Here is a 23782-nt window from a genome sequence, read left to right as displayed (position 1 = left end):
AGGAGAACTCTGTGACCAGCGAGCCGACCGTGGCCCGGAAGTCCGGCGGCACCGAACCGATCGATTCCGATATCGACCTGCGCTCCCCCGCTCAGCGCGGCGAATTGCCCCGCACGCATGGAGTTGTGCTGGCCGTTATCGCCGCCGGCGGTGGACTGGGCGCGGCGGCCCGCTACGGGCTCGCGCAGCTGTGGCCGACCGCACCCGGCGGGTTCCCGTGGGCGACATTGGCCGCCAACATGATCGGATGTTTCCTCATCGGCATGCTGATGGTCGCCGTCACCGAGATGTGGGTCGCTCACCATCTGCTGCGACCGTTCCTCGGGGTCGGCGTACTCGGGGGGTTCACGACCTTCTCCACCTATGCCAACGACGCGCGCGCCTTGCTGCAACCCGGCACGGTCGGCATCGCCTTCGCCTATCTGGCGGGCACACTGGTCTGCGCACTGTTCGCGACTCTCGCCGCCGTGCGGCTCACTCGCGCCGGGTACGAGACAATCCGCCGCCGGGCCCAGGAGGCGGCGGCGTGAGCGCGGTCCTCGTCGTGATCGGCGCGATGATCGGCGCACCACTGCGCTATCTCACCGACCGCGCCGTCCAGACCCGCCACGACAGCGTATTCCCTTGGGGCACATTCATCGTCAACCTCACCGGCTGCCTCATCCTGGGCGGGCTGGCCGGGGCCACGATCTCCACACCGTGGTTCGCGTTGCTGGGCACCGGATTCTGTGGCGCGCTCACCACCTACAGCACCTTCGGCTACGAAACCGTCCGGCTCGCCGAACAGCGCGCCTACCTGTTCGCGTCACTGAACATCCTCATCAGCGTGACCGCCGGGCTCGGCGCGGCGCTGCTCGCGTACACCACCGTCCAGGCCGCACTGGCTTGAAGTCCGTCCTGCCCCGTGACCGGCTACTGAGGCGAACAAAGTCATGCCGGTCCCGCGCCAAGAACGCCCTCTACCGCCGGCTCCGCCTCTCCCTACCGGAAAACTCTCCGCCCCAACAGATTCTGTTCCAGCTGTACCACGAGATCCACCGGGGCCACATCTACGACCTGCCAGCACTGTTGCCCGAGGTCTGGCTGCACTGGGACCACAGGACGGTCGCGCAACGCGGAGTCCGCGCACTGCTCGGGCAGCGGATGGATTTTCTGCTGCTGCGCGGCCGGTACCGAATCGTCCTGGAAGTCGACGGAGCTACGCACTACACCGACCGGGATGGAAATCCGTCCCCTGCCGAGTACGCCCGCAATACGCGCATGGACCGGAGCCTGCGGCTGCGCGGCTATGAGGTATTCCGCTTCGGCGCCTCGGAACTGCGGTCTCCCGAACAAGCCGCCCCGCTGCTCACCAACTTCTTCGAGGAGTTGTTCGACCGATTCCCAGACCACAACGCATCATGATCTTCAACGCCCATCCACGTGCCTTCACGCATCCGTTGTCGGCATATCGACTCTCACGACTGCCCACGACGTTCGAGGAAGACGGTGTCACGCCACACGCCGTCGAGTTGCGCGATGCGTTCGCGGACGCCGACGGTGCGGAACCCGGCCGAGTGGTGCAGCGCGATGCTGGCACGGTTCTCGGGGAAGACGGAGGTCTGCAGTGTCCATAACCCGGCCTGATCAGCGGCGATGACCTGCGTGCGGAGCAGCGCTTTGCCGACGCCTCGACCGCGCATCCCATCGGCGACATAGACCGAGGTTTCGGCGACGCCGCGATAGCACTCCCGCGCCGACACGGAAGTCGCTGCGGCCCAACCCACTACGGCACCATCGACCTCGGCGACCCAGCGGTGCTCGGGAAGCCACTTACCGTCGAGGTCGTCCCGCGCGGGGGCCTCGGTTTCGAAAGTGGCGTTGCGCGTGGCGATTCCCTCGGCGTAGATGCGTAGCACCGCTTCCCAGTCGCGTTCTTCGAGAGCACGGACAGTGACGTCGTCGGGGATGTTGTCGGGGCAGCACGGCTGCGGCGGCAGTACTCCCATCACGGCGTCGGCGGCGTGGGGCAGGCCGGTGCAGCAGGCGGGGTTGATCGCGACCACGGTGCTGGTGCGGTCCTTGTGGACGTTGACGAAGCCGACCTCGGCGAGCTTGCGCACGTGGTGGGAGACGGTGGGCTGGCCGACGCCGAGGGCTTCGGCGATCTCTCCGATCGTGATGCCGGCCGGGCGGGTCGCGACGTGATGCAGCAGCCTCACCCGGGTGGGGTCGGCCAGGCAGGCGAACCAGCTCGCATAGGTGGTGGCATCGGCCACCGGTAGCGCATCGGCGCGGAGATCGGTGGCCGGTCGGACGACAGGCATGTCCAGCGACGTCATGCCACCACTATATCGATGAGAATCGATGGTTGCATCCATCGACATTCGTCGATACAGTTCGAGTCGATAATCGATGGGCATCGATGGAAGGATTCGTGATGGACGAGCTGCCCGTGGTTGTAGTGGGTGCGGGACCGATCGGCCTGGCGGCCGCGGCCGAGTTGCGGGAGCGGGGCCTGACTCCGCTGGTGTTCGAACGCGGTGCGAGCGCGGGTGCGGCGGTCTCGGAGTGGAATCATGTGCGCACGTTCTCGCGCTGGGGTGAGCTGGTCGCTCCGGCCGCGCGGCGGCTGCTCGAGCCGACCGGGTGGACCGCACCGGACCTGGATTCGTATCCGACCGGCCAGGAGTGGGCGCGTGACTATCTGATTCCGCTGGCGGATGCCTTGGGCGACAGCGTTATTCGGCTCGGTGTCGAGGTGGTCGGGGTGACCCGGCGGGGCCGGGACCGGGTGGTGGACGCTGGGCGCGACACCGAGCCGTTCGTGGTGCGGCTGCGCTCGGCCGACGGCCACGAGGAGAGGGTCACTGCACGCGCGGTGATCGATGCGTCGGGCACCTGGACAGGCCCGAATCCGCTGGGCGGTGACGGCCTGCCCGCGCTCGGGGAAGGCGCTGCCGCGGAGGCGATCTCGTACCGAGTGCCCGATCTCGGCGATGAGCAGGACCGCGCCCGCTACGCCGGGGTCCATACCGTCATAGCTGGTAGCGGGCATTCGGCGCTGGCGGCGATCGTGGCGTTGGCCGAGTTAGCGCAGGGCGCGCCCGGCACACGACTGACGTGGGTGCTGCGCCGCGGTGAGGTCGGCAATACCTTCGGTGGCGGTGAATCGGATCAGCTGCCCGCGCGTGGTGCGCTCGGCCTGCGGGCCAAGGCCGCTGTCGACTCCGGCCTGCTCGAGGTCGTCACGGGATTCCGAACGGCGGCAGTCGAGTCGGCCGACGGCGGTATCGCGCTGGTCTCGGAGGCTGGGGCCCGGATCGAGCACGTGGATCAGGTCGTGGCGCTGACCGGGTTCCGGCCCGAGCTGTCCTGGTTGTCGGAGATCCGGCTCGGCCTCGATCCGGTGCTGCAGGCCCCGGTGGAGCTGGCTCCGTTGATCGACCCGAACGTGCACTCCTGTGGCACGGTGTATCCCCATGGGGTGAAGGAGCTTTCGCACCCCGAGACCGGCTTCTACCTGGCGGGCATGAAGAGCTACGGACGCGCCCCCACCTTCCTGGCGCTGACCGGTTACGAGCAGGTCCGCAGCATCGCCGCCGCGCTCGCCGGGGATCACGAGTCGGCCAGCCGCGTCGAGCTCACGCTGCCCGAGACCGGCGTCTGCGGAGGCGCGGGCGTGTTCGACGAGCCCGACACCGCCGCCGAGAGCAGTGGCGGCTGCTGCGCGGCTCCGGCGCCGCAGCTGATCACGCTCGGAGTCGGCGCGCGGTAACCACTGCTCCATGACCGACACCGAGATCCCCTCGCGGACCGGCACTCTCACCCGTGCCGGTCTGCGACGCGTGCTGACCGTTCTGTGCCTCACCGAGATCACCAGCTGGGGCATCCTCTACTACGCCTTTCCCGTCCTGGGTATGTCCATCTCCCGCGATACCGGCTGGTCACTGCAGGTGATCACTGCCGCGTTCTCCCTCGGTCAGCTCGCCGCGGCCCTGGTCGGCATCCCGGTGGGCCGCATCCTCGACCGGGTGGGTCCACGCACCGTGATGACCGCTGGCTCGGTCCTCGCGGCGGTAGCGCTCCTGGTCGTGGCTGCGGCACCGAATCTGGCTGTGTTCTATGCGGGGTGGCTGATGGCGGGGGTCGCGATGGGTGCGGTGCTGTACCCACCGGCGTTCGCCGCGCTGACCCGCTGGTGGGGCGAGGACCGTATCAAGTCCCTGATGATCCTCACCCTGGTCGCCGGTCTGGCCAGCACAGTGTTCGCGCCGCTCACGGCGGTGCTCAACGAGCACACCGATTGGCGCGCAACTTATATCGTGCTGGCCGTCGTGCTGGCCGTGCTCACCGTGCCCCTGCACTGGGTGGGGTTGCGCGGTCGCTGGCCGCATCCACCGGCTCCGGCCGACGATGCCTTCGCCGATCACGCCGCGATCGTGCGCAGCCGAGGCTTCCTCGCCTTGGTGGTCACCTTGTGCCTGGGTGCGTTCAGCACGGCGGCGGGTGTGTTCAATCTCGTTCCGCTGCTGGAGGAACGAGGCTTTTCCACCGGGTTGGCGGCGGTCGCGCTCGGGCTCGGCGGCGCGGGCCAGGTGCTCGGACGGATCGGCTATCTCCCGCTGTCGGCCCGCACCACCGTCACCACGCGCACCGTGGCGATCCTCGCCTTGACGGCGGTCGCCACCGCGCTGCTTGGCGTGGGCTCCACCGTCACCGTGCTGATCGCCTTCTCCATCGGTGCCGGACTCATCCGCGGGCTGTTCACCCTCGTGCAGGCCACCGCCATCACCGACCGGTGGGGCGCAACCCATTACGGGCGACTCAACGGGCTGTTATCCGCTCCGGTCGTGATCGTCATGGCCGTGGCCCCGTGGGCGGGCACCGCGTTGTCGGCGTGGACCGGCAGCTACGCGAACTCCTACTTCCTCCTGGCAGCAGTCGCGGTCCTGGCCGTCCTCACGGCCGGGGCCGCGCGCATCACCACCGCATCGAAGGCACTTCCATGACCAGCGAATACGACGCCCTCGTCATCGGCGGCGGCCAATCCGGCCTCGCCGCCACCCACCACCTCACCCGGCACGGCCGCGCCGTCGCCCTGATCGAAGCCGGACCCGAACCGGTCGGATCCTGGCCGCACTACTACGACAGCCTCACCCTGTTCTCTCCCGCCCGGTACAGCTCGCTGCCCGACATGGCCTTCCCCGGTGACCCCGACCGCTACCCGCACCGCGACGAAGTCGTCGACTATCTGCGCCGCTATGCCCGCCGAATCGACGCGCACTTCCACCTGGGGCAGCGTGTGGATACCGTCACCCACGACGGCCACACCTTCACCGCCCACACCAATACCGGTGCCACTCTCACCGCGCCCCGCTTGATCGCGGCCACCGGATCCTTCGGAACCCCGCACCTGCCCGCGCTGCCCGGTCAGGACGCCTTCGGCGGAAAGCTGCTGCACGCCAGCGACTATCGCAGTCCTTCGGACTTCACCGGCCAGCACATCATCGTGATCGGGGCGGGCAATTCCGCCGTGCAGATCGCCGCCGAGCTGGCGCTCACCGCGACGGTCACTCTCGCGACCCGCGCACCGGTCAGGTTCGTTCCCCAACGCCCGCTCGGCCGCGACGTGCACTTCTGGTTCCGGGTCAGCGGATTCGACAGGCTGCCGATCGGCCCGCACCTACGAACTCCGCCGACCCAGCCGGTACTGGACACGGGCCGATATCGCGTCGCCCTTGCCGCCGGAAAACCCACCGCCAGAACGATGTTCACGCGCCTCGACGACGACGCAGCCGTCTGGCCCGACGGCACCCACACCCCGGTCGACACGGTCATCCTGGCCACGGGCTACCGTCCGCACGTGCCCTTCCTGGCGGAATTGGGAGCGTTGACCGAGACCGGACTTCCCCGACATCGCTCGGGCTTGTCCACCACGCACCATGGTCTCGGTTTCCTCGGACTGGAATGGCAGCGCAGCCCCTCATCGAACTCGCTGCGCGGCGTAGGACACGACGCTGCGTGGCTCGCGTCGCGCCTGTGAGATCTCGAAGACCGGAGCGCAGGGTTCGAGTGGTTAGCGGTTGCGCGATTCGCGGCGCACTCGAACCAGCTGGCTCTGCTCACCAGGCCGGACCGGCTGGTGACCGAGGAGGTCGACTACTTGCTCGGAGTGGGTCAGGAGGGCAGCGTAGGCACGGTACCGACGGTGCAATGCCTGGACGGAATCGTTGTCGCCTGCAGTCATAGCGTGAACGAAGTCGTCGCGAACAACGGCGTTCGCTCCCGCGCTCAAATACGTGCGCTCGAGCAGTTCCAGCGCTTGGTCCCAGGCGGCTCGGCTGCGTTCGGTCGCGGACTCGAGTGCGGCGGCGATATCGTCGCCGGGTTGCGGGAAGAGTTCACGCATCCGCAGCTCTATCGCATCGATATGGGATGTGTCCGGTATCGACCCAGTCGCCGCGGCGATCTCGGCGTCCAGCTCGCTCAGACGCTCCAGGAGCTCTTGCGACGGCTCGCTGGCCAGTTCGCCAACCGGAAGTTCGATCGTGGCGATGGTGTCGATCACGGCCGGATCGATCGCCAGCGACAACGAGCCCATTGCCTCGTGAACATTGAGGTAGCGGACTGCGAGTAGCCCGGAGTCCTCCAATTCATCGATGCCGAGCCGGCTTGCGGGATGGTGGTTTTCGTCGCGGAAGCCCTCCTCGATCGCCTCGGCGGCGATCCGGAGCGTCACACGGTGCAGGTAGAAGACACTGTCCGCGTCGGCTTGATTCTGCATGCGGCGCAACATGTTCTCCACCGCCGCTTCGTAGGTACCCAGGTGTAGCGCGCGAGTCAGCAGTCGCCGGCGCACTCGCTCGGCCGAGACCATGCGGCTCAGCCCGCCTTCATCGAGTCCTGCGCATGCCTTGTCTTCGTAGCCGGAGGACGGCCAGTCCGGATACGTGCTGCTGTGGAACCAGACCGCTTGTGCCGCCACCTCATTCGACAACAGCGGGTCCGCACTGTCACGCAGGGCAGCACTCGCCGGACCGTAGTGAATGTCCGCCTCGCAGTGCGCGCAGGGAGATAAAGCGTCGATGCCCATCCGCTCGTGATATCGGTGCGCGGTGATGACGGTCGTCTGCCCGCACGCGGCGCACCACATGCGGTAGTCGTAATCGAACCCTGCCAGCGCGGGACCCTCAGCAACCACACCGACAACCTAACGTCCCCGCCCCACCGAGCGGCCGACGCCTCCGATCATCGGCAGCAGTTGGGATCCAGCACGAAACACAACGCGGACAACGCATCACGGCGGGCGCGATGATAGATGTTCATGCCTCGCCGTTCGGACTCGACCAGACCCGCCTTCCGCAGCTGGCCCAGGTGATGGCTGACCGTCGATTCCGCCAGCGCCAGCGCCGCGGCGAGGTCCCCGGTGTTCTCCTCACCCGGCTCGGAGGTGAGCAGCAGCGACATCAGTTTGACGCGGACCGGGTCGGCGATCGCCTTGAGGCGCAGGGCGACCTCCAGTGCGGCGGCATCGTCGATCGGGCCCGCTGCCACAGGTGTGCAGCACACCGGTGCGGACATGTCGATCACGGGGAGTGCTTTGGGCATGAAACCATCCTAGACAGGATATTGACATATGTCGAAAAGGTGGCGCAGACTGAGCGGGTCAGCTTTTCGATATATGTCTCACAACTGGAGGTTGGTGCCATGTCTCAAGCTCAGGTCCCGTTCTCGGGCAACGAAACCGCCGCTGTCGAATTCGCGTCGACACAGCAACCGGTGCCGGGCCGGTCGGCTCCGTGTTGCGGCACTGCGGAAGAGGCCGCTGCGGAAGGAGCCTGCTGCGGCACCGCGGCCAAGCAGCAGGCTATCTCCACCGGCCAGAGCTGCTGCGGCTAGGCCCGGCGAGGATGTGGGAGGTAGCCATGACTCTCGATCAGGATGGGCTGCGCGAACAGGTGCGGGCTCGATACGCCTCGGCGGCACGGCAATTCACCGAGACCGCGCACATCTCCGACGACGGTTGCTGCAGCGGGGCCGACTGCTGCTCCGGGCCCGCCACTTTCGACCCGGGCGGATTCGGAGGGAGTCTGTACACCAGTGACGATCAGGCCGGCGCACCCGCCGACGCCGTGGCCGCCAGTCTCGGCTGTGGTAATCCGGTCGCCGTGGCGGATGTGCGCGACGGTGACACCGTGCTGGATCTGGGCAGTGGGGCCGGGCTCGATGTCCTGCTCTCGGCCCGCCGTGTGGGACCGACCGGCAAGGCGTACGGGTTGGACATGACGGCGGAGATGCTGGCCTTGGCCGAGCGCAATGCCCGTGCAGCGGGCGCGGACAATATCGAATTCCTTTCCGGCACCATCGAAGCCATTCCGCTGGCGACAGAGTCGGTGGACGTGGTGATCTCCAACTGCGTGATCAACTTGTCGGCCGACAAATCGGCGGTGTTCGCCGAATCCTTCCGGGTCCTGCGCCCCGGAGGACGGCTAGGCGTCAGCGACGTGGTGGCCGAGGACCATCTCACGCCTGCCGACCGTGCCGCGCGCGGCGATCACGTCGGCTGCATCGCCGGAGCACTGACCTTCGCCGAGTACCGTGCCGGGTTGGAGGCGGCCGGCTTCGGCGCTATCGAGTTGATTCGGTCGCATCAGGTCGCCGATGGCATGCATTCGGTGATCGTCAAGGCCGTGAAACCACTCTGACCGACGATGAAGAAGATTCCGGGCTCGTCGGCTATCCGCCGATAGTGCGGCGTGCCGACCTGGCGGTCGCATCGAACCTGTCCGCGGTCATGGGCAGCAGTCCGGTGACGAGCCCGAATCCGATGATGCACCCGCCGAGTTGGGCGGTCATGATGACGGACGCATCCAGCAGCGCCAGGGTGGAATCGGCAAGAAAGAGATACCCGACAACCAGGGCGGGGTTGCCGAGAAATTGGGCTCCGACCCATGAAGCGGAGATCGCGAGGTAACTACCCAGGACGACGGCGGAGACGAGTCGACGTGTCACGAGGGCAAGGGCGAGAGCGACAAAGCCTCCGGCCGTCAAGAATTCGGCGAACACCTCGAGCGCTCCCGGATTGCGGGAGATGACCCGAGTGGAGTGGCCCGCAGCGATACTGCCAACGAGGGCGGTAGCGGCAATGGCGCCGAACTGCTGGGTCGTCACGCGCAGCACAGTTCGGGTGAAGGTCGGGCCACTCCGACGCTCGAGCATCCACTCCGCGACTGCTACAACAGGATTCACCGACACCTGGACGACGGGAACGAGGACGAAGAATGCGCTCAGCGCCGTCGTGAGCGCCACAAGACTGAAAGCCATCCGAGCTTCGGACTCGTACGGGAAGAGCCGCCGCGAGACGAATACGGATCCCAGTGCCATGGTCGTCAACACAGCGGTGGCACCGAACTCACTGAAACAGCGCCGGATTTCAACGGCAGCGTGCCGCCTGCGCCACCACGAACTCGAACTGTCGCGCGTCGGCCCGGATGAGCGGCAACCCTCCGAGCCTTGAATCGACATATCCCGATCCTGACGGTCGCCGAATCGGGCATACAACATACGGCGGATGAACGCCTGATGAGTACACACCCATTCCGGGGCTATCGGTCGTCCTCGGATTCGGTTGGGCCACAGCCGGTCCGCGTGCGGCCGTCGGGAGCGACCAAGGGGAGCGACCGCTGCCGCTGCGGAGATGGCGGGTTCCCGGCGGCCAATGCCGTCGCGAACCCGCCTATCACGTCAATTATCGGTGAGCCGGCGGACAGCGCCCCCGGTCAGGGGCGAACCGTGCGGCGCGGATGCTTACCTGCCGATTTGCCCGCCGTCGCGCTTCCAGACCACGACGACCGAGGGGCGGGGCTGCGCGGTGCCGCCGTCGGGCCAGTGCGAGGTCGGGTTGTCGGGGGTGGCGGTGTCGGATTCGCCCGGGTGCTGGACGCACACCAGGACCCGGTTCTCCTCGATGATCGGTCCGCAGGTTTCCGCGCCGATCGGGACGGTGAGGAATTGTTTGGTCTCGCCGCGGCGGTCGCCCTCGAGGACGACGGAGAACAGGCCGTCGTTGGATTTGAGCGCATTGCCGTCGGTGGAGATCCACAGGTTGCCGTGCGGGTCGAAGGCGACGTTGTCCGGGCAGGAGATCGGGCTGACCTGGTTCTTGTCGAAACCGGCGAAGTAGGTGTCGGCGGCCTTGGGGTCACCGCAGACCAGCAGCAGCGACCAGGTGAACGTGGTGCCCTTGTGGTCGTCGTCGATCTCGAGGATCTGACCGTTCTTGTTCTGGTTGCGGGGGTTGACCTCGTCGACGCCCGCGTATCCTTCCTTGCCGCGGTTGGAGTTGTTGGTCAGGGCGGCATACACCTTGCCGGTTTTCGGGTTCGGCTGGATGTCCTCGGGGCGATCCATCTTGGTGGCGCCGACCTTGTCGGCGGCCAGGCGCGTGAAGACGGCGACGTCCGCGGCGCTCATGCCCTCGACCAGCGATACGCTCTGCCCACCGGCTCGCGCTTCGAGCAGTGGCAGCCACTGTCCGGTTCCGGTGAATCCCTTGTCCGAGGGGACTTTTCCGGATCCGTCGATCTGGTCGGGGTGGTCGCCGGTGAACTTGGCGACATACAGGGTGCCCTCGTCGAGGATGGTCATGTTCGCCCGGCGGGTGGCGGCGTCGGTGCCGGACTTGATCTTCTTCGAGGAGACGAACTTGTAGATGTATTCGAATCGCTCGTCGTCACCCATGTAGGACACGACCGTGCCATCGGCGGTCACGTGGATTTCGGCGCTCTCGTGCTTGTATCGGCCCAGGGCGGTGTGTTTGACCGGTGCGGCATCGGGATCCCAGGGGTCGATTTCGAGGACCCAGCCGAATCGGTTGGCTTCGTTGGGTTCCTGGGCGACATCGAAGCGCTTGTCGAACCGTTCCCAGTGGCGCGGAGTATCGACCTTGCCGACGCCGTAGCGTTTCGCGCGGGCGGCGGCGGTGGGGTCGGCGGCCTCGCCGGCGAAGTAGCCGTTGAAGTTCTCTTCGCCCGACAGCACAGTGCCCCAGGGCGTCACGCCGCCACCGCAGTTGTTGAGGGTGCCCAGCACGGTGGTGCCGGAGGGATCGGCGGAGGTCTTGAGCACATCGCTGCCCGCGGCGGGGCCGGTGAACTTGATCTCGCTGGTCGCGGTGATACGCCGGTTGTAGCGGGAGAAGGCCGGGGTGAGCTTGCCGGACCCGGTTTCTCCATGGACTTCGACGACCGTCAAACCGTGTGCGGCCAAGGCGATGTCGTACTGCTCGCGGGTCACCGTCTCCGATTGGAAGCCGCGGAACATCATCGGTTCGGTGGTGTACTCGTGGCTGACGACGAGTAGATACTTGTTCGATTCGCCGGGAATGGGCAGCAGGGCAGCGTAATCGGCGTTGAATCCGAACTGCTTGGCTTGCGCGGCGGCGGTTTGGTTGTCGAAGTCGAACTTCGGGGCGTCGGCGAGCACCGGGTCGCCCCAGCGGATCACGACCTGCTGGTCGTAGCCCTCCGGGATGACGACCTCGTCCTTGGTATTCGGTGCGACGATGGTGAATTCCGTGCCGGTTCCCGGGCTACCGCCGGTAGCGGTCGGTGCGGTTTCGTCGTCGCCGCAGGCGGCGAGCAGGCTGCCCGCTCCCACTGCGAGCACGGCGGCCGCGCCTCCTTTGAGCACGCCACGGCGCGACATCGCCGAGACGATGTCGCCGAAGTATTCGCCCTCCGAGGTGTTCGACACCTCATGCGAGCATGCGTTTCCGCACTTGTACTGGCAGGTGAGGGCGGCGCGCGAGGACTGCCCGTCGTGTTTTACGAAGAGGGCGAGCGGTTTCAGGTTCACAACTACTCCTGGGCTGATTCGACCAGCCGGACGCTAAGCGCGCTGGGCTATCCCGAGGAGTAGCGCAGATGAATACCGCACAAATTGATCGATATTTTTGGATTCAATCCGGCGCAGGTCGGTCTTGCCGCCCCGCACCGCGAAGCGGTCTCTGTCCCGGATGCCGTCCGGTCAGCACGCGCGATTATCGCAGCGATGGCTGCGTAGCGGCCCGCCGGTCCGCAGGATGGCTTCCATGGTGTCGAGGGCATCGTGATCGACGCGGTACCAACTCCAGGTGCCTCGTCGTTCGCGAGTGAGGATTCCGGCCGCGACCAGGATCTTCAGATGGTGGCTGAGGCTGGATTGGGGCATGTCGAACTCTTCGGCCAGATCGCAGAAGCAGCTTTCGCCCTGCGGCGCGTGGTGGACCAGGGTCAGCAGTTTCACCCGGATGGGGTCGCCGAGCGCCTTGAACAACTTCGCCACCGCGTCGTGGTCATCGGTGGCGAGTACTGCCGGGGGCGCGGTCGAGGTGGGTGACGATGCCATGATCGACATCGTGGTCACTCAGTGTGAACGTCCGATGAACGAGTCGGCACCTCGAACTGGTAGCCGAGTCGGCGTACGGCCCGGATCCACTCCGGGTGGCGGTCGTAGTCGCCGAGCCGTCGTCGCAGTCGCATGATGTGCACGGTCAGGCTGTTGCTGGCCGCGGACCGGTCGCCCCACAGCACCCGGATCAGCTCCTTGCGAGTGACGACCGCGCCGGGGCGCTCGGCCAGGTACCGCAGCAGCGTGAATTCCATGGGCGGCAAGGCGATCTCGTGGCCGTCGAGCCACATGCGCGGCACGATCCCGTCGATACGCAGCCGCCCCAGATCGATCGGCACCGGCCGGAGCTCGAGTGCCCCCGGCCTGCCCGCCAACGACCCCAGGATGGTCAGCAACTCCACCGCCCGGTACGGGCGGCGCACCACCGCCGTCGCTCCGGCACCGGTGGCCTCGGTAGCGAATTCTCCCGATTCGGCGTCCGCGCCGACGACGATGGGCAGGTCGGGTTCGTCTCGGCGGACGACGTCGAGGAACTCGATCGGGCCCAGCAGCCCGCGGACCGGGCCCAGCACCACCGCGTCCGGGCACATGCGGCCCAGCGCGAGCAGCGCGACGGCGGGATCGGCGCAGACCCGTAGTTCGACCTCCTGCCCGGTCACCGCCAGCGCGAGCGCGGCGGCGATGTCGGCATCGTCGATGACGAGCACCGCGAGCCGATCGCGGCGGCGCAGCGCCTCGGTGACACAGATGCGGCGACGCGTGCGGAACTGTGTGTCCGAGCCCTCCCACGCTGCCACCAGCGCGTCGTCCATGTCAGCCGAACCGGCCGGAGATATAGGACTCGGTGCGCGGGTCCTGCGGGTTCGCGAAAAGCTGTTCGGTGGTGGTGTATTCGACCAGTCGTCCGGTGCGCTGGCCCTTCTCGTCGGCTTCGGCGGTGAAGAACGCGGTGCGCTGCGAGACGCGGGCGGCCTGCTGCATATTGTGGGTGACAATGATGATGGTGAACCGTTTCGCCAACTCCGCCATCAGATCTTCGATCTTGCCGGTGGCGATCGGGTCCAGCGCCGAACACGGCTCGTCCATCAGGATCACCTCCGGCGAGGTGGCAATCGCCCGCGCAATGCACAGGCGCTGCTGCTGACCACCGGACAGCCCGTAAGCGTTCTGCTTGAGCTTGTCCTTGACCTCGTCCCACAATGCCGCGCCGCGCAACGCTTTCTCGACGGTCTCGTCCATATTGCCGTTCATGCCGGTGACGCGCGGACCGTAGGCGACGTTGTCGTAGATGGATTTCGGGAACGGGTTGGGTTTCTGGAACACCATGCCGATGCGGCGGCGCACCTCGATGACGTCGACCTCCGGGGCGTAGATGTCCACCCCGTGATAGGCGACCCGGCCGACCACGCGCGCCCCCGGCACCAGATCGTTCATGCGGTTGAGGCAACGCAGCACCGTGGATTTGCCGCAGCCCGACGGGCCGATGAGCGCGGTGATCTCCCGGCTGCCGAAATTCATATCCACATCGGTGACGGCACGGAAGTCCCCGTAGTACACCTCGAGATCGTCGAGGGAGATGACGCCGTCGGGATCGCCTTCCACCGGCGGAAGTTCACCGGGACGCTCGATATTGATCAGCGGTGTCCGGGTGCCCACGGCATCGGTTTCGGCAGGGGGCATGGTTGACTCCTTCACTGGCGGTTCACCACCGGCGCTGGTAGCGGTTGCGCAGCCAGATCGCGACCGCGTTCATGGCGAGCAGGACGATGATCAGCAGCAGGATCGCGGCATAGGCCAGATCGCGAAATGCCTGGCGGTCCTGCGGGACGAGGTTGTAGATCTGCACCGGCAGTGTGGTGTAGCGGGAGAACACGCCGTCGGGGTTGAAGGTCACGAAGGTCGTGGCGCCCACCAGGATCAGCGGCGCGGCCTCGCCGATGGCCCGCGACAGCGCCAGGATCGCGCCGGTGGTGATGCCCGGAATGGCGGCGGGCAGGGTCTGCTTCCACGTGGTCTGCCACAGTGTCGCACCCAAAGCCAGTGAGCCGTCGCGGATCTCGCGCGGCACCGCGCGCATCGCCTCCCGGGTGGTGATGATGATGACCGGCAGGATCAGCAGGGCCAGCGCGATGCCACCGGCCAGCACCACCCCGCCGATCGAGATCGGGCCGCGCACGACGAACGCGAGGGTGAGGATGCCGTAGATGACGGCGGGCACCGCCGCCAGGTTCTGGATGTTCAACTCGATCAAGCGATTCCACCACCGCGTTTGATCGGCGTACTCCTCCATGTACACCGCCGCGCCGATGCCGAGCGGCAGCGCGATGGCCGCGGTGAGCAGGCACACCCAGATGGTGCCCCACAGCGCCGAGGCCACTCCCGCGTTCTGGGGGCGGATCTTCGACGGCTGTTCGGTGACCAGGTCGGCGTCGAAGCGCAGCAGCCCCTTCTGCACGATGATCGCGAGGATGAAGAACAGGAACACCGTCACCACGGCCAGACACGCCCACAGGGTCAATGCGAAGACGATCGAGGCGGTGTCGCGGCGACGTCCGGACCGCAGGTTTCGAACCAGATCGGCTGTCGGAGTGTGGAACTGCATCAATACACCTGCCGATACTTGCGGACCAGCCGGATGCTGATCAGGTTGATCACCAGGGTCATCAGGAACAGCAGCGCGCCGACGGCGAACAGGGCGTAGTACACCGGGCTGCCGTGCGGGGCGTCGCCGGAGGCGATCTGCGCGATGAATCCGGTCATGGTCTGCGCGCCCTCGCGCGGGTCGAACGACAGGTGCGGGCGGCTGCCGGCGGCGATCGTCACGATCATGGTCTCGCCGATCGCGCGGGAGATGCCGAGCACGATGGCGGCCACGATGCCCGAGATGGCGGCCGGGAACACCACGCGCAGTGTGGTTTTCATGCGGTTGGCGCCGAGCGCGTAGGAGCCCTGCCGCAATTCCAGCGGGACCGCGGACATGGCGTCCTCGCTGAGCGAGGCGACCGTGGGTACGATCATGAAACCCATCACGATGCCCGGCGCGAGATTGGTGTAGATGCCCTCGAAGGTGATGAACCGCGCCAGGATCGGCGTGATGATCGTCAACGCCAGAAAACCGTAGACCACCGTCGGGATGCCCGCGAGAATCTCCAACAGCGGCTTGAGGATTCGCCGCGCCCGCTCGGGTGCGTACTCGCTGAGGTAGATCGCCGTTCCCAAGCCGAACGGCACCGCCACGACGAGCGAGATGGCGGTGATCATCAACGTGGAGACAACCAGGGGCAGCACACCCCAGGATTTGTCGTCCCAGGCGAACTTGTCGCCGAACGCGGCGGTCCACTCGGTGCCGAACAGGAACTCGATGACCCCGACATGGCGAAAGAACTCGCCCAGCGGCAGGAACAGCGACAGCACGATGCCGACGGTGACCACCACCGACAGCAACGCCGAGCCCAGCAGCGACAGCCGAATGATCTTCTCCCCGATGCGGGAGCTCTGCGGGCGCAGATCGACCGGCGCGCCCGTCCACACGGCCGAGGGGCCGCCCGATTCCGGGCGGCCTTCGGTATCGCGCTGTCGGACGGTCATTGACCGGCCTTGTCCTTGATATCTGCGAGGTCGGCTCGCGCATCGCTGATCTGCGCGGAGGTCATCGGCACGAACTGGGCCGCCTCCACGATCTCGGTGTTGTTGTCGATGTAGAACTCGACGAACTTCTCCACCTGCGGCTTCTTCACGCCCCTGTCGGAGACGTAGATGAACAGCGGGCGAGCCAGCGGCTTGTAGGTGTTGTCCTGAGCCGCCTGCACCGACGGCGCGACACAGCCGCTGCCGCCGTCGATTTCGACCGCCCGCAACTTGGCGGCGTTCTCCTCGAAGTAGGAGAAACCGAAGTAGCCCATCGCACCCTTGGCGCCGGCCACCCCCTGGACGGTGATGTTGTCGTCCTCGGACGGGTTGTAGTCGGTGCGGGTGTCGCCTTCCTTGCCGTTGATCGCCTCGGTGAAGTAGTCGAAGGTGCCCGAATCCGCGCCCGCGCCATACAGAGTCAGCGGTTCGTTCGGGAACGACGGGTCGACCTCGCTCCAGTTCTTGACCGTCGAGTTCGGCTCCCAGATCTTCTTCAACTGCGCCACGGTCAGGCACTTGGCCCAGGTGTTGTCCTTGTGCACCACGACCGTCAGCGCGTCGTTGGCCACCTGGATCTGGCTGTAGTTGATCCCGTTGCCCGAGCACTGTTGCTTCTCGGAGTCCTTGATCGGACGCGACGCGTCGGAAATGTCGGTCTCGCCGTTGCAGAACTTCTTGAATCCGCCACCGGTACCGGATGTTCCGACCGTCACCCGGACTCCGGAGTTCTTCTCCATGAACAGCTCGCCCGCGGCGGCCGACAACGGCTCCACCGTCGACGATCCGTCGATGACGACCGGACCGGACAGATCTTCGCCGCTACCGGAATCACCCCCGCCGCAGGCGGTCACGGTCAGCGCGGTGACGGCGCCGAGTACCAGCAGGTGCACGCGCTTGACTTGGCGCATCGTCATGGTGAATTGCCTTCCTGTTCAATCCCGTTGCCCGGCCGCCGCGGTCGGACCCTCATCCCGGGACATCTGTATCGAAATATTTCGATGTGAACGGGGCGTGAACGCGGAACGGACACCATGCCTAAAGGCCGATAAATTTCGATCCAGAAACGGAGATGGATGTGGCCCGGTACGCCTCGGCATCGGAATTGCCTTGCGGCACAGGTAAATATCCTGCGACCCTCGCCTCGGACGGGGAGTTCAGCGACTCCGACAGCTCGCGCACGCGGGTGGCGATGTCGTCGCGGATCAGGCGCATGCGCTCGATCCCGTCGATCCCGCGCTCGGAGGGCTCATCGGTGTCCCAGTTCTCCGATCGCGTGCCGGGCACCGGGTCGAGCCGAGCTTCGCGACCGAGCGTGACGACGAGGTCGACGTCGTAAAGCAACTGTGGATCAATGGCTTTCGGTGTTTCACCAGTGATGTCCACACCGAGCTCGAGCAGCGCTTCGACCGACAGGGCGTTGAGAGCGACGCCGGGTTCGGTGCCGGCGGAGTACACATCGACACTGCCGCCGCTGGCATGGCGCATCAAACCGGCAGCCATCTGCGACTTCCCACCGTTCTTGACGCACACGAACAGCACCGACGGCTTCTTCGCCGACGAATGAGACACCCCGGTCGTGACGAGTTCTCCGGCGGTGAGCGTATTGGCGGCGAGGTCCCCGCGCTGGGCGAGCCACCGCTCGGCGTCGATGGCGGCGGAGCATCCGGTGCCCGCGGCGGTGATCGCCTGCCGATAGGTGTGGTCCACGAGATCACCGGCGGCGAATACGCCGTCCAGCGAGGTGGCCGTGGTCGGTGACTGCACGCGCACGTAGCCCGCAGCATCGAGTTCGACCTGGCCTTTGACGAGTTCGTTGCGCGGGTCATGGCCGATGGCGACGAAGACGCCGGTCACTTCGAGGGTGAACTGCCGGCCCGTGACGGCATGGCGGACCACCAGACCGGTGACGCTGCCCTCTCCGACGATCTCGACCGGCTCGACGCTGGTGAGGAATCGGATCTTCGGGTTCGCCTTGGCTCGCTCCACCATGATTCGCGAGGCCCGGAATTCCTCCCGTCGATGCACCAGGGTGACGCTGCGGGCGAACCGAGTGAGGAAGGTCGCCTCCTCCATGGCGGAGTCGCCACCGCCGATCACCGCGATGTCCTGGCCGCGGAAGAAGAATCCATCGCAGGTCGCGCAGGCGCTGACGCCGCGCCCGAGCAGGGCGGCTTCGCCCGGTACACCAAGGTATCGAGCCGCCGCGCCCATCGCCAGGATGACGGCGTGGGCTCGATGGACGGTATCCCCGGCGACGACCTTCTTGATCGGCCCGGCCAGGTCGAGTTCGGCGACGTCTTCGGTGCGAACGTCGGCGCCGAACCGCCGGGCCTGTTCACGCATCTGTTCCATGAGGTCGGGGCCCATGATGCCGTCGCGGAACCCGGGGAAATTCTCCACCTCGGTGGTCGTCATCAACGCGCCGCCGAACTGAGTTCCCTCGAACAGCACCGGCGCGAGTTCCGCTCGGGCGGCATAGATTCCGGCGGTGTACCCCGCAGGTCCGGAGCCGACGATGATCAGGTCGTGAACCGTGGCGGGAGATGTCATGGGAGCTTCCTTCGGGTCGTGCCGGGTCTTGACACCACATTATTGCTCAGTGATCATTGAGTCAATGAGTACTGAGCAATCTTGGTCTGCGGAGCGGCGTGCCGACGTGCATGCCGCGTTGGCCGATACCACCCGGCTACGCATCGTGGATGCGCTGGCCGTCGGTGACATGTCGTCGTCGGAGTTGTGCGGGCTGTTGTCGATCCCGACGAATCTGATGGCACATCACCTCAAGGTGCTTGAACGCGTGGGGTTGGTGGAACGCGGCCGGTCCGAGGGAGATCGGCGGCGCAGCTATCTGCGCCTGCTGCCCGGTTTCGAAGGAAAGCTGCTGCCGCACAGCAGATATGCGGCGACGCGGGTCGTATTCGTGTGCAGTCGCAACACGGCGCGGTCCCAGCTCGCCGCAGCGGCCTGGGCGCAACGCAGTAGCGTGCCGGTGATCTCGGCGGGCACCCACCCCGCCGAACAGGTGCATCCCGGTGCCGTGGCGACGGCTCACCGACACCGGATCCCGATGCGCCCTCGACGACCGCAAGGCATCGAGGGCCTGCTGCGATCCGGCGATCTCGTCATCGCCGTCTGCGACAACGCGCACGAGGAGCTGCCCTCGGGAATCGAACGCCTGCACTGGTCGATCCCGGATCCGGTCCCCGCCGGAACCGACGAGGCGTTCGACCACGCGCTCGAGCTCATCGCCGACCGCGTCGAGCGGGTCGCGGCCACGGTCGAACACGTCGCGGGCGAAGCCCCGCACCCCTGATTTCCGTCTTCACCTTTCTTCCAGCAATCCAGGAGCTTGTCATGACAGAATCACCCGTCACCGAGCCGGATCACCGGCGCGCGGAACTGTCCATCGATCAGAAGCTGGCGCTCAAAACCGCCGCGACCCGACTGCAATCGGAGTTCGCCACCACCTTCGGTGTGGAGACCATCGAACGGTTCCTGCACTCCTCCTACGACCAATTCGCCGGTCGGGCAACGATTGTCAACTTCCTGCCGCTGCTCGCCGAACGGTTCGCCCGCCAGCGCCTGCGCGCCCTGGCCAAGGTGGAAGGCAAGATCACCGACGGCAAGCCCACGGTCCTGTTCCTGTGCACGCACAACGCCGGTCGTTCCCAGATGGCACTGGGCTGGTTCACCCAGCTCGCCGGGGAGCACGCCGTCGCCTGGTCGGGCGGCTCGGAGCCCGCCGGGGAGATCAACTCCGCGGCCATCGCGGCCATGGCCGAGGTCGGCATCGATATCGCGGGAGAGTTCCCCAAACCCTGGACCGAGGAGATCGTCCGCGCCGCCGACGTCATCATCACGATGGGCTGCGGCGACGCGTGCCCGATATACCCTGGCCGCCGCTACGAGGAATGGGTTCTCGACGATCCCGCCGGTGCCGACGTCGCCACGGTCCGCCCGATCCGCGACGAGATCGAACAGCGAGTCCGGCGCCTGCTCACCGAACTCGACGTCCCGATCTCCTGAGTTCGGCCCCTAATGCGTGGACGCGCCCGCCCGATCCACGACGGCGCCGGTCAGGGAGGCCAGTGCGGCGACTCCCACCGGACTGACGGCCTGCGCGGGCACTACCGCGCAGCGGGTGGCGTACTCCGATGCCACCCTGCGGATCTCGGCTGCCTCACCCCAGCTACGCCGTCGCAGCAGCGGCGATTCGGTACCCGCTGCGGCGACGGAGTTGTTGATCACCCAGGCCCATGGCGTGATGCCGGCGCGTTCCAGATCAGCCTGCAGCTCTGCGGCCTCCAGGACGGGGGTCGTCTCCGCGAGCGTGACGAGTACGACCTTGGTTTCCTCGGGGTCCTGCAATCGCATCAACGGTGTTGTGAAGGACCGGCTTTCGCCCATCTGCCGCGCGACTTCTCGGTGATAGGAGCCGGTCGCGTCGAGCAGCAGCAGGGTATGGCCGGTGGGTGCGGTGTCGACGACGACGAACCGATGACGGGATTGGTGCACGATGCGCGAGAAGGCTTGGAAGACCGCGACCTCCTCGATGCACGGTGACCGTAGATCCTCCGCCAGCGCGGCTCGGCCCTGCGCATCGAGTTTCGCGCCCTTCGTGGCGAGGACGCGCTCGCGATAGGCGTCGGTGGCCTCGGCCGGATCGATGCGCGACACCTCCAGATTCGCCAATCCGTCGGCGATGGTGGCGTCCACGTGCGCGGCGGGGTCGGTGGTGGTCAGGTGCACGTCGTGCCCACGGGCCGCGAGGGCGACCGACAGTGCTTCGGCGATGGTGGTCTTGCCGACACCGCCCTTACCCATGCACAGGATCAGACCGTGCCCGGCGACTTCCAAGTCGTCGACCAACGCCGCAAGAGGCGCGTCGGGAATCGCAGGCACGGGGATCTCGCCGGGCTCTGCCGCCGTCTCGGGGTAACCGGTGAACAGGTGGTCGAGGGCCGACAGTCCGACGATATCGACCGGAGCGAGTTCGAGCCGGTCGCAGGGCAATCCGGCCAGCGTCGCGGGCATGGCGGCCACCGCCGCCTGCTCGCGGCCGTAGATGGCCTCGGCCAGCGGATCACCATCGGCGGGCTGGGGCAGCATGGCGTTGAGGACGAGAAAACGGCTGCGGATCCCGGTGGCCGCGAGTTCGGTCGCGGTGCGGTCGAGTTCGGCGAGCGTCGAGGGCTGCGCGCGAGCGACCAGCACCAGGCGGCTACGAGCCGGATCCTGAAGTGCCGCAACAGCGGCGGCATAGTCCGCGCGCTGCCGCTCCAGACCCGACAGCGGGCCCAGGCAGCTGGCGTCGCCCTTCCCGTTGTCCAGGAAGTCCGTCCACGCGCCCGGCAACTGCAGCAGCCGGATGGTGTGCCCGGTGGGCGCGGTGTCGAACACGATGTGATCGAACTCCGCCGCGGCGCTCTCGGCCAGCAGACCGGTGAACTCGTTGAACGAGGCGATCTCGGTGGTGCAGGAGCCCGACAGCTGCTCGGTGATGGCCTCGATCTCCTTGACGGGCAGCAGGTTCCGGACCGGCCCTATTATCCGCTCCCGGTACGCGTGCGCGGTCTGCTCCGGATCGATCTCCAGCAGCGACAGCCCGGAAACCGCGGGCGCCGGGGTGACGGTCGCACCGACGGTCACGCCGAAAACATGCCCGAGGTTGGACGCCGGATCGGTGCTGACCAGCAGCACCGTGCGGCCGGAACGCGCGAGCGCGAGTGCCGACGCACAGGCGACAGAGGTCTTGCCCACCCCGCCTTTACCGGTGAACAGCAGAAAGCGCGGCGGATCGGTGAGGAATCCCGGTTGTGCGACCGACATCAGCAGCAGCCGCTGTCGGGTTCACACGACGTGCTCGCCGACAGATCGAGCAACCGAACTCCGCCCGGTGGCGACACCCGCGCGGGTTCCGATACTCCGGCCCAGCGCGCGAGCTGGTCGCGGCTGGGATACTGCCCGGTCAACACGGTCACGCCGTCGACCAGGACCAACGGCAGCCCTTCGGATCCGGACAGCTCCAGGAACCTCCGGACCGCGTCATTGGCCGCGAATACCATTGGGTCGCCCGCGAGGTTGTGGCGAGCAACCGTGCCGCCCCGGCTCGTTACCCAATCCAGGTCGGCGGAGAATTCCACCAGCGTCTGATCGACGTCGGGGCCGCAGACGCCGGTGTTGCAGCACAGGGCGGGCTCGAAGATCTCGACGGTGCTCACGGGCATTCCTCTCAGGCGCGGGCGGGAAGCAGTTCGGCGATCAGATCCTCGACGCGCTTGCGGATCTCGTCGCGGATGGGACGTACAGCCTCGACTCCCTTGCCAGCAGGATCTTCGAGCTTCCAATCGCGGTAATCCACACCCGGGAAATATGGGCAGGCGTCGCCGCAACCCATGGTGATGACGACAGTGGAGGCTTCGACGGCGTCCGGGGTGAGAATCTTCGGAGACTGATCGGTGATGTCGATGCCGAGCTCGGACATGGCCTCGACGGCGGCGGGATTGAGGCTGTCCCCCGGTGCGCTACCGGCGGAGCGCACCTCGATGTCCTCACCCGCCAGGTGGGCGAGGAACCCCTGCGCCATTTGAGAGCGTCCGGCGTTGTGCACGCAGACGAAGAGCACGCTGGGCTTGGATGCCATGAGCGGAGAAGTCCTTTCAGGAGGAAGCGGGGAGCTGTTCGGTGGTCTCGTGCGGGACGATGACATCGTCCGCAGTCCCAGCGCTGTCGGGATACAGCCACGCGATGGCAGCCAATCCGATGGCGGCACCGAGCATTTGGGCGGCAATGTAACCCGGCGCCGAACCCGGAGCGATACCGGCGAACGTATCGGAGAAGATCCGGCCGATGGTGACCGCGGGATTCGCGAACGATGTCGAACTGGTAAACCAGTACGCCGCACCGATATACGCCCCGACCGCGGCAGCAGACAGAGCCGCGCGCCCCGAGCGCGCCAACGCGAAGATCACCGCGATGAGTCCCGCCGTCGCCACCACCTCACCGAGCAGGTGCCCGCCGGTAATGCGGTCGTGCGTCGAGATCTGGAAGGCAGGCAGATCGAACATGGCATTGGCCAACACCGCTCCCACCGAACCGCCGGCTACCTGCGCGACGATATAGCCGAGCAAATCGACACCGGTGATACCGGTGCCCCGGCGGCGGCCCATCAGCCAATCCGCCGCCGACACCACCGGATTGAAATGCGCGCCGGAGATCGGACCGAACACCAGGATCAGAACCGCGAGCCCGAACACCGTCGCCGTCGAATTCTCCAGCAACTGCAATCCGACATTGCCGGGCGAGAGCTGCTCGGCAGCGATGCCCGAGCCGACGACCACCGTCACCAACAGCGCGGTCCCGAGAAACTCGGCCACCAACCGACGCGCGAGCCTGTTCACTGCCCCAACTCCCCGGCCTCGGCAGTCAGCAGATGCGACAGCTGTCGCAGCGCCGCCGGTTCCGCCCGGTAGTACACCCACGACCCACGCCGCTCACTGCTCAGCAACCCTGCCTCACGCAGCACCTTCAAATGATGGGAGATGGTGGGCTGACTGACATCGAACCCGTCCGACAGATCACACACGCACGCTTCCTGCCCGACATGGCTGACAACCACGCTCAGCAACCGCAAACGCACCGGATCCGACAACGCCTTGAACACAACCGCCATCCGGGCAGCGGCATCAGCAGTCAACGGCTCCTGCGCCATCGACGCGACCTCGCACGGCTCCGACACCGCGACGATCGGCAGACCTGACTTAGACACTCGTCGATATTG

The 23782-nt window shown here is 66.7% G+C and carries 26 protein-coding genes and 1 pseudogene; 9 read left to right on the top strand and 18 right to left on the bottom strand.

Annotated features, from left to right (window positions below; genetic code table 11):
* Positions 1–11: 11 nt before the first annotated feature.
* The 3 genes from crcB (QK444_RS02050) to QK444_RS02040 are packed head-to-tail and all read left to right on the top strand — an operon-like array spanning position 12 to position 1404.
* Complete coding sequence (gene crcB / locus QK444_RS02050; RefSeq protein ID WP_306358298.1) at positions 12–530, top strand: fluoride efflux transporter CrcB; 519 nt, start codon at positions 12–14, stop codon at positions 528–530.
* Positions 527–889 (top strand): fluoride efflux transporter CrcB, encoded by a 363-nt coding sequence (gene crcB / locus QK444_RS02045; RefSeq protein WP_282776462.1) that lies wholly within the window; start codon positions 527–529, stop codon positions 887–889. Before crcB (QK444_RS02050) ends, crcB (QK444_RS02045) begins: the two co-directional genes overlap by 4 nt.
* Positions 886–1404 carry a hypothetical protein gene (locus QK444_RS02040; protein ID WP_282776460.1) on the top strand — a complete coding sequence of 173 codons (519 nt, stop codon included), beginning with the start codon at positions 886–888 and terminating at the stop codon, positions 1402–1404. Before crcB (QK444_RS02045) ends, QK444_RS02040 begins: the two co-directional genes overlap by 4 nt.
* A 53-nt stretch (positions 1405–1457) precedes the next feature.
* Here QK444_RS02040 and QK444_RS02035 read toward each other — a convergent pair whose 3' ends face one another.
* Positions 1458–2321 (bottom strand): GNAT family N-acetyltransferase, encoded by an 864-nt coding sequence (locus tag QK444_RS02035; RefSeq protein ID WP_282776483.1) that lies wholly within the window; start codon positions 2319–2321, stop codon positions 1458–1460.
* 98 nt (positions 2322–2419) lie between these two features.
* On the opposite strand from QK444_RS02035, the gene QK444_RS02030 reads away from it, so the two are divergent.
* From QK444_RS02030 to QK444_RS02020, 3 genes are read left to right on the top strand one after another with little or no spacing between them, the layout of a single operon-like run.
* Entirely contained in the window at positions 2420–3757 is a 1338-nt protein-coding gene (locus QK444_RS02030; protein ID WP_282776459.1) for an NAD(P)-binding domain-containing protein, read from the top strand.
* Between the two features lie 10 nt (positions 3758–3767).
* Positions 3768–4991, top strand: a complete 1224-nt coding sequence (locus QK444_RS02025) for an MFS transporter (RefSeq protein ID WP_282776457.1) — start codon at positions 3768–3770, stop codon at positions 4989–4991.
* Entirely contained in the window at positions 4988–6025 is a 1038-nt protein-coding gene (locus QK444_RS02020; protein WP_282776455.1) for an NAD(P)-binding domain-containing protein, read from the top strand. Before QK444_RS02025 ends, QK444_RS02020 begins: the two co-directional genes overlap by 4 nt.
* A gap of 33 nt (positions 6026–6058) precedes the next feature.
* Here QK444_RS02020 and QK444_RS02015 read toward each other — a convergent pair whose 3' ends face one another.
* Both QK444_RS02015 and QK444_RS02010 read right to left on the bottom strand, forming a co-directional pair.
* A complete protein-coding gene (locus QK444_RS02015; protein ID WP_282776453.1) occupies positions 6059–7183 on the bottom strand; it encodes a hypothetical protein in 1125 nt (374 codons plus the stop codon).
* 47 nt (positions 7184–7230) lie between these two features.
* The gene (locus tag QK444_RS02010) at positions 7231–7590 is read right to left on the bottom strand and encodes an Rv2640c family ArsR-like transcriptional regulator (RefSeq protein WP_282776450.1); all 360 of its coding nucleotides are present in this window, start codon (positions 7588–7590) and stop codon (positions 7231–7233) included.
* Positions 7591–7907: 317 nt separating this feature from the next.
* Between QK444_RS02010 and arsM the strand changes: the two genes are divergently transcribed.
* Positions 7908–8687 carry an arsenite methyltransferase gene (gene arsM / locus QK444_RS02005; RefSeq protein WP_282776448.1) on the top strand — a complete coding sequence of 260 codons (780 nt, stop codon included), beginning with the start codon at positions 7908–7910 and terminating at the stop codon, positions 8685–8687.
* 31 nt (positions 8688–8718) lie between these two features.
* On the opposite strand, the gene QK444_RS02000 is transcribed toward arsM, so the two are convergent.
* The 10 genes and pseudogenes from QK444_RS02000 to trxB form a co-directional block, all read right to left on the bottom strand.
* Positions 8719–9507 (bottom strand): hypothetical protein, encoded by a 789-nt coding sequence (locus QK444_RS02000; protein WP_282776446.1) that lies wholly within the window; start codon positions 9505–9507, stop codon positions 8719–8721.
* Positions 9508–9789: 282 nt separating this feature from the next.
* On the bottom strand, positions 9790–11838 hold the full coding sequence (locus tag QK444_RS01995; protein ID WP_282776444.1) for a PhoX family phosphatase: 2049 nt from the start codon (positions 11836–11838) through the stop codon (positions 9790–9792).
* 171 nt (positions 11839–12009) lie between these two features.
* Positions 12010–12369 (bottom strand): metalloregulator ArsR/SmtB family transcription factor, encoded by a 360-nt coding sequence (locus QK444_RS01990; protein WP_282776443.1) that lies wholly within the window; start codon positions 12367–12369, stop codon positions 12010–12012.
* Between the two features lie 14 nt (positions 12370–12383).
* Positions 12384–13184 carry a response regulator transcription factor gene (locus QK444_RS01985; protein WP_282776442.1) on the bottom strand — a complete coding sequence of 267 codons (801 nt, stop codon included), beginning with the start codon at positions 13182–13184 and terminating at the stop codon, positions 12384–12386.
* Between the two features lies 1 nt (position 13185).
* Positions 13186–14052, bottom strand: a complete 867-nt coding sequence (gene pstB, locus QK444_RS01980) for a phosphate ABC transporter ATP-binding protein PstB (protein WP_282776441.1) — start codon at positions 14050–14052, stop codon at positions 13186–13188.
* Between the two features lie 22 nt (positions 14053–14074).
* Positions 14075–14974 carry a phosphate ABC transporter permease PstA gene (gene pstA, locus QK444_RS01975; protein ID WP_282776440.1) on the bottom strand — a complete coding sequence of 300 codons (900 nt, stop codon included), beginning with the start codon at positions 14972–14974 and terminating at the stop codon, positions 14075–14077.
* Positions 14974–15960 (bottom strand): phosphate ABC transporter permease subunit PstC, encoded by a 987-nt coding sequence (gene pstC, locus QK444_RS01970; RefSeq protein ID WP_282776439.1) that lies wholly within the window; start codon positions 15958–15960, stop codon positions 14974–14976. The genes pstA and pstC overlap by 1 nt, the downstream gene beginning before the upstream one ends.
* Positions 15957–16916, bottom strand: coding sequence for a PstS family phosphate ABC transporter substrate-binding protein (locus QK444_RS01965; RefSeq protein WP_282776438.1), 960 nt, complete (start codon positions 16914–16916; stop codon positions 15957–15959). The genes pstC and QK444_RS01965 overlap by 4 nt, the downstream gene beginning before the upstream one ends.
* A gap of 121 nt (positions 16917–17037) precedes the next feature.
* Positions 17038–17532 (bottom strand): low molecular weight phosphatase family protein, encoded by a 495-nt coding sequence (locus QK444_RS01960; protein WP_282776481.1) that lies wholly within the window; start codon positions 17530–17532, stop codon positions 17038–17040.
* A gap of 66 nt (positions 17533–17598) precedes the next feature.
* Positions 17599–18552 (bottom strand): annotated as a pseudogene (gene trxB / locus QK444_RS01955) (thioredoxin-disulfide reductase); the annotation flags it as partial.
* 64 nt (positions 18553–18616) lie between these two features.
* Between trxB and QK444_RS01950 the strand changes: the two are divergent.
* Positions 18617–19315 (top strand): helix-turn-helix domain-containing protein, encoded by a 699-nt coding sequence (locus QK444_RS01950; RefSeq protein ID WP_282776437.1) that lies wholly within the window; start codon positions 18617–18619, stop codon positions 19313–19315.
* Between the two features lie 41 nt (positions 19316–19356).
* On the top strand, positions 19357–20028 hold the full coding sequence (locus QK444_RS01945) for an arsenate reductase ArsC (protein ID WP_282776436.1): 672 nt from the start codon (positions 19357–19359) through the stop codon (positions 20026–20028).
* Between the two features lie 9 nt (positions 20029–20037).
* On the opposite strand, the gene arsA is transcribed toward QK444_RS01945, so the two are convergent.
* From arsA to QK444_RS01920, 5 genes are read right to left on the bottom strand one after another with little or no spacing between them, the layout of a single operon-like run.
* Positions 20038–21831 (bottom strand): arsenical pump-driving ATPase, encoded by a 1794-nt coding sequence (gene arsA / locus QK444_RS01940; protein WP_282776435.1) that lies wholly within the window; start codon positions 21829–21831, stop codon positions 20038–20040.
* The gene (gene arsD, locus QK444_RS01935; protein ID WP_282776434.1) at positions 21831–22223 is read right to left on the bottom strand and encodes an arsenite efflux transporter metallochaperone ArsD; all 393 of its coding nucleotides are present in this window, start codon (positions 22221–22223) and stop codon (positions 21831–21833) included. The genes arsA and arsD overlap by 1 nt, the downstream gene beginning before the upstream one ends.
* An 11-nt stretch (positions 22224–22234) precedes the next feature.
* Positions 22235–22645, bottom strand: coding sequence for an arsenate reductase ArsC (locus QK444_RS01930; RefSeq protein WP_282776433.1), 411 nt, complete (start codon positions 22643–22645; stop codon positions 22235–22237).
* A 16-nt stretch (positions 22646–22661) separates the two neighbouring features.
* Positions 22662–23402: an MIP/aquaporin family protein gene (locus QK444_RS01925; protein WP_282776432.1), complete on the bottom strand. Its 741-nt coding sequence runs from the start codon at positions 23400–23402 to the stop codon at positions 22662–22664.
* Positions 23399–23713, bottom strand: coding sequence for a metalloregulator ArsR/SmtB family transcription factor (locus tag QK444_RS01920; RefSeq protein WP_282776431.1), 315 nt, complete (start codon positions 23711–23713; stop codon positions 23399–23401). Before QK444_RS01920 ends, QK444_RS01925 begins: the two co-directional genes overlap by 4 nt.
* Between the last annotated feature and the right edge of the window lie 69 nt (positions 23714–23782).

The sequence above is a fragment of the Nocardia sp. CC201C genome (genome assembly GCF_030010695.1).
Lineage (GTDB): Bacteria > Actinomycetota > Actinomycetes > Mycobacteriales > Mycobacteriaceae > Nocardia > Nocardia otitidiscaviarum.
The sequence above is the reverse complement of the archived record's forward strand: the minus strand, read 5'-3'. Positions and strand labels throughout refer to the sequence as shown.

Coding starts and splice junctions, on each gene's coding strand:
- QK444_RS01945 (WP_282776436.1), top strand. CDS start 19,357: ATGACAGAATCACCCGTCACCGAGCCGGATCACCGGCGCGCGGAACTG.
- arsA (WP_282776435.1), bottom strand. CDS start 21,831: ATGTCGGTCGCACAACCGGGATTCCTCACCGATCCGCCGCGCTTTCTG.
- QK444_RS01985 (WP_282776442.1), bottom strand. CDS start 13,184: ATGGACGACGCGCTGGTGGCAGCGTGGGAGGGCTCGGACACACAGTTC.
- pstC (WP_282776439.1), bottom strand. CDS start 15,960: ATGACCGTCCGACAGCGCGATACCGAAGGCCGCCCGGAATCGGGCGGC.
- pstA (WP_282776440.1), bottom strand. CDS start 14,974: ATGCAGTTCCACACTCCGACAGCCGATCTGGTTCGAAACCTGCGGTCC.
- QK444_RS01950 (WP_282776437.1), top strand. CDS start 18,617: ATGAGTACTGAGCAATCTTGGTCTGCGGAGCGGCGTGCCGACGTGCAT.
- QK444_RS01990 (WP_282776443.1), bottom strand. CDS start 12,369: ATGGCATCGTCACCCACCTCGACCGCGCCCCCGGCAGTACTCGCCACC.
- QK444_RS01965 (WP_282776438.1), bottom strand. CDS start 16,916: ATGACGATGCGCCAAGTCAAGCGCGTGCACCTGCTGGTACTCGGCGCC.
- QK444_RS02035 (WP_282776483.1), bottom strand. CDS start 2,321: ATGACGTCGCTGGACATGCCTGTCGTCCGACCGGCCACCGATCTCCGC.
- arsM (WP_282776448.1), top strand. CDS start 7,908: ATGACTCTCGATCAGGATGGGCTGCGCGAACAGGTGCGGGCTCGATAC.
- QK444_RS01930 (WP_282776433.1), bottom strand. CDS start 22,645: ATGGCATCCAAGCCCAGCGTGCTCTTCGTCTGCGTGCACAACGCCGGA.
- QK444_RS02030 (WP_282776459.1), top strand. CDS start 2,420: ATGGACGAGCTGCCCGTGGTTGTAGTGGGTGCGGGACCGATCGGCCTG.
- QK444_RS01920 (WP_282776431.1), bottom strand. CDS start 23,713: ATGGCGCAGGAGCCGTTGACTGCTGATGCCGCTGCCCGGATGGCGGTT.
- QK444_RS02000 (WP_282776446.1), bottom strand. CDS start 9,507: ATGTCGATTCAAGGCTCGGAGGGTTGCCGCTCATCCGGGCCGACGCGC.
- pstB (WP_282776441.1), bottom strand. CDS start 14,052: ATGCCCCCTGCCGAAACCGATGCCGTGGGCACCCGGACACCGCTGATC.
- QK444_RS02025 (WP_282776457.1), top strand. CDS start 3,768: ATGACCGACACCGAGATCCCCTCGCGGACCGGCACTCTCACCCGTGCC.
- QK444_RS02010 (WP_282776450.1), bottom strand. CDS start 7,590: ATGCCCAAAGCACTCCCCGTGATCGACATGTCCGCACCGGTGTGCTGC.
- QK444_RS02020 (WP_282776455.1), top strand. CDS start 4,988: ATGACCAGCGAATACGACGCCCTCGTCATCGGCGGCGGCCAATCCGGC.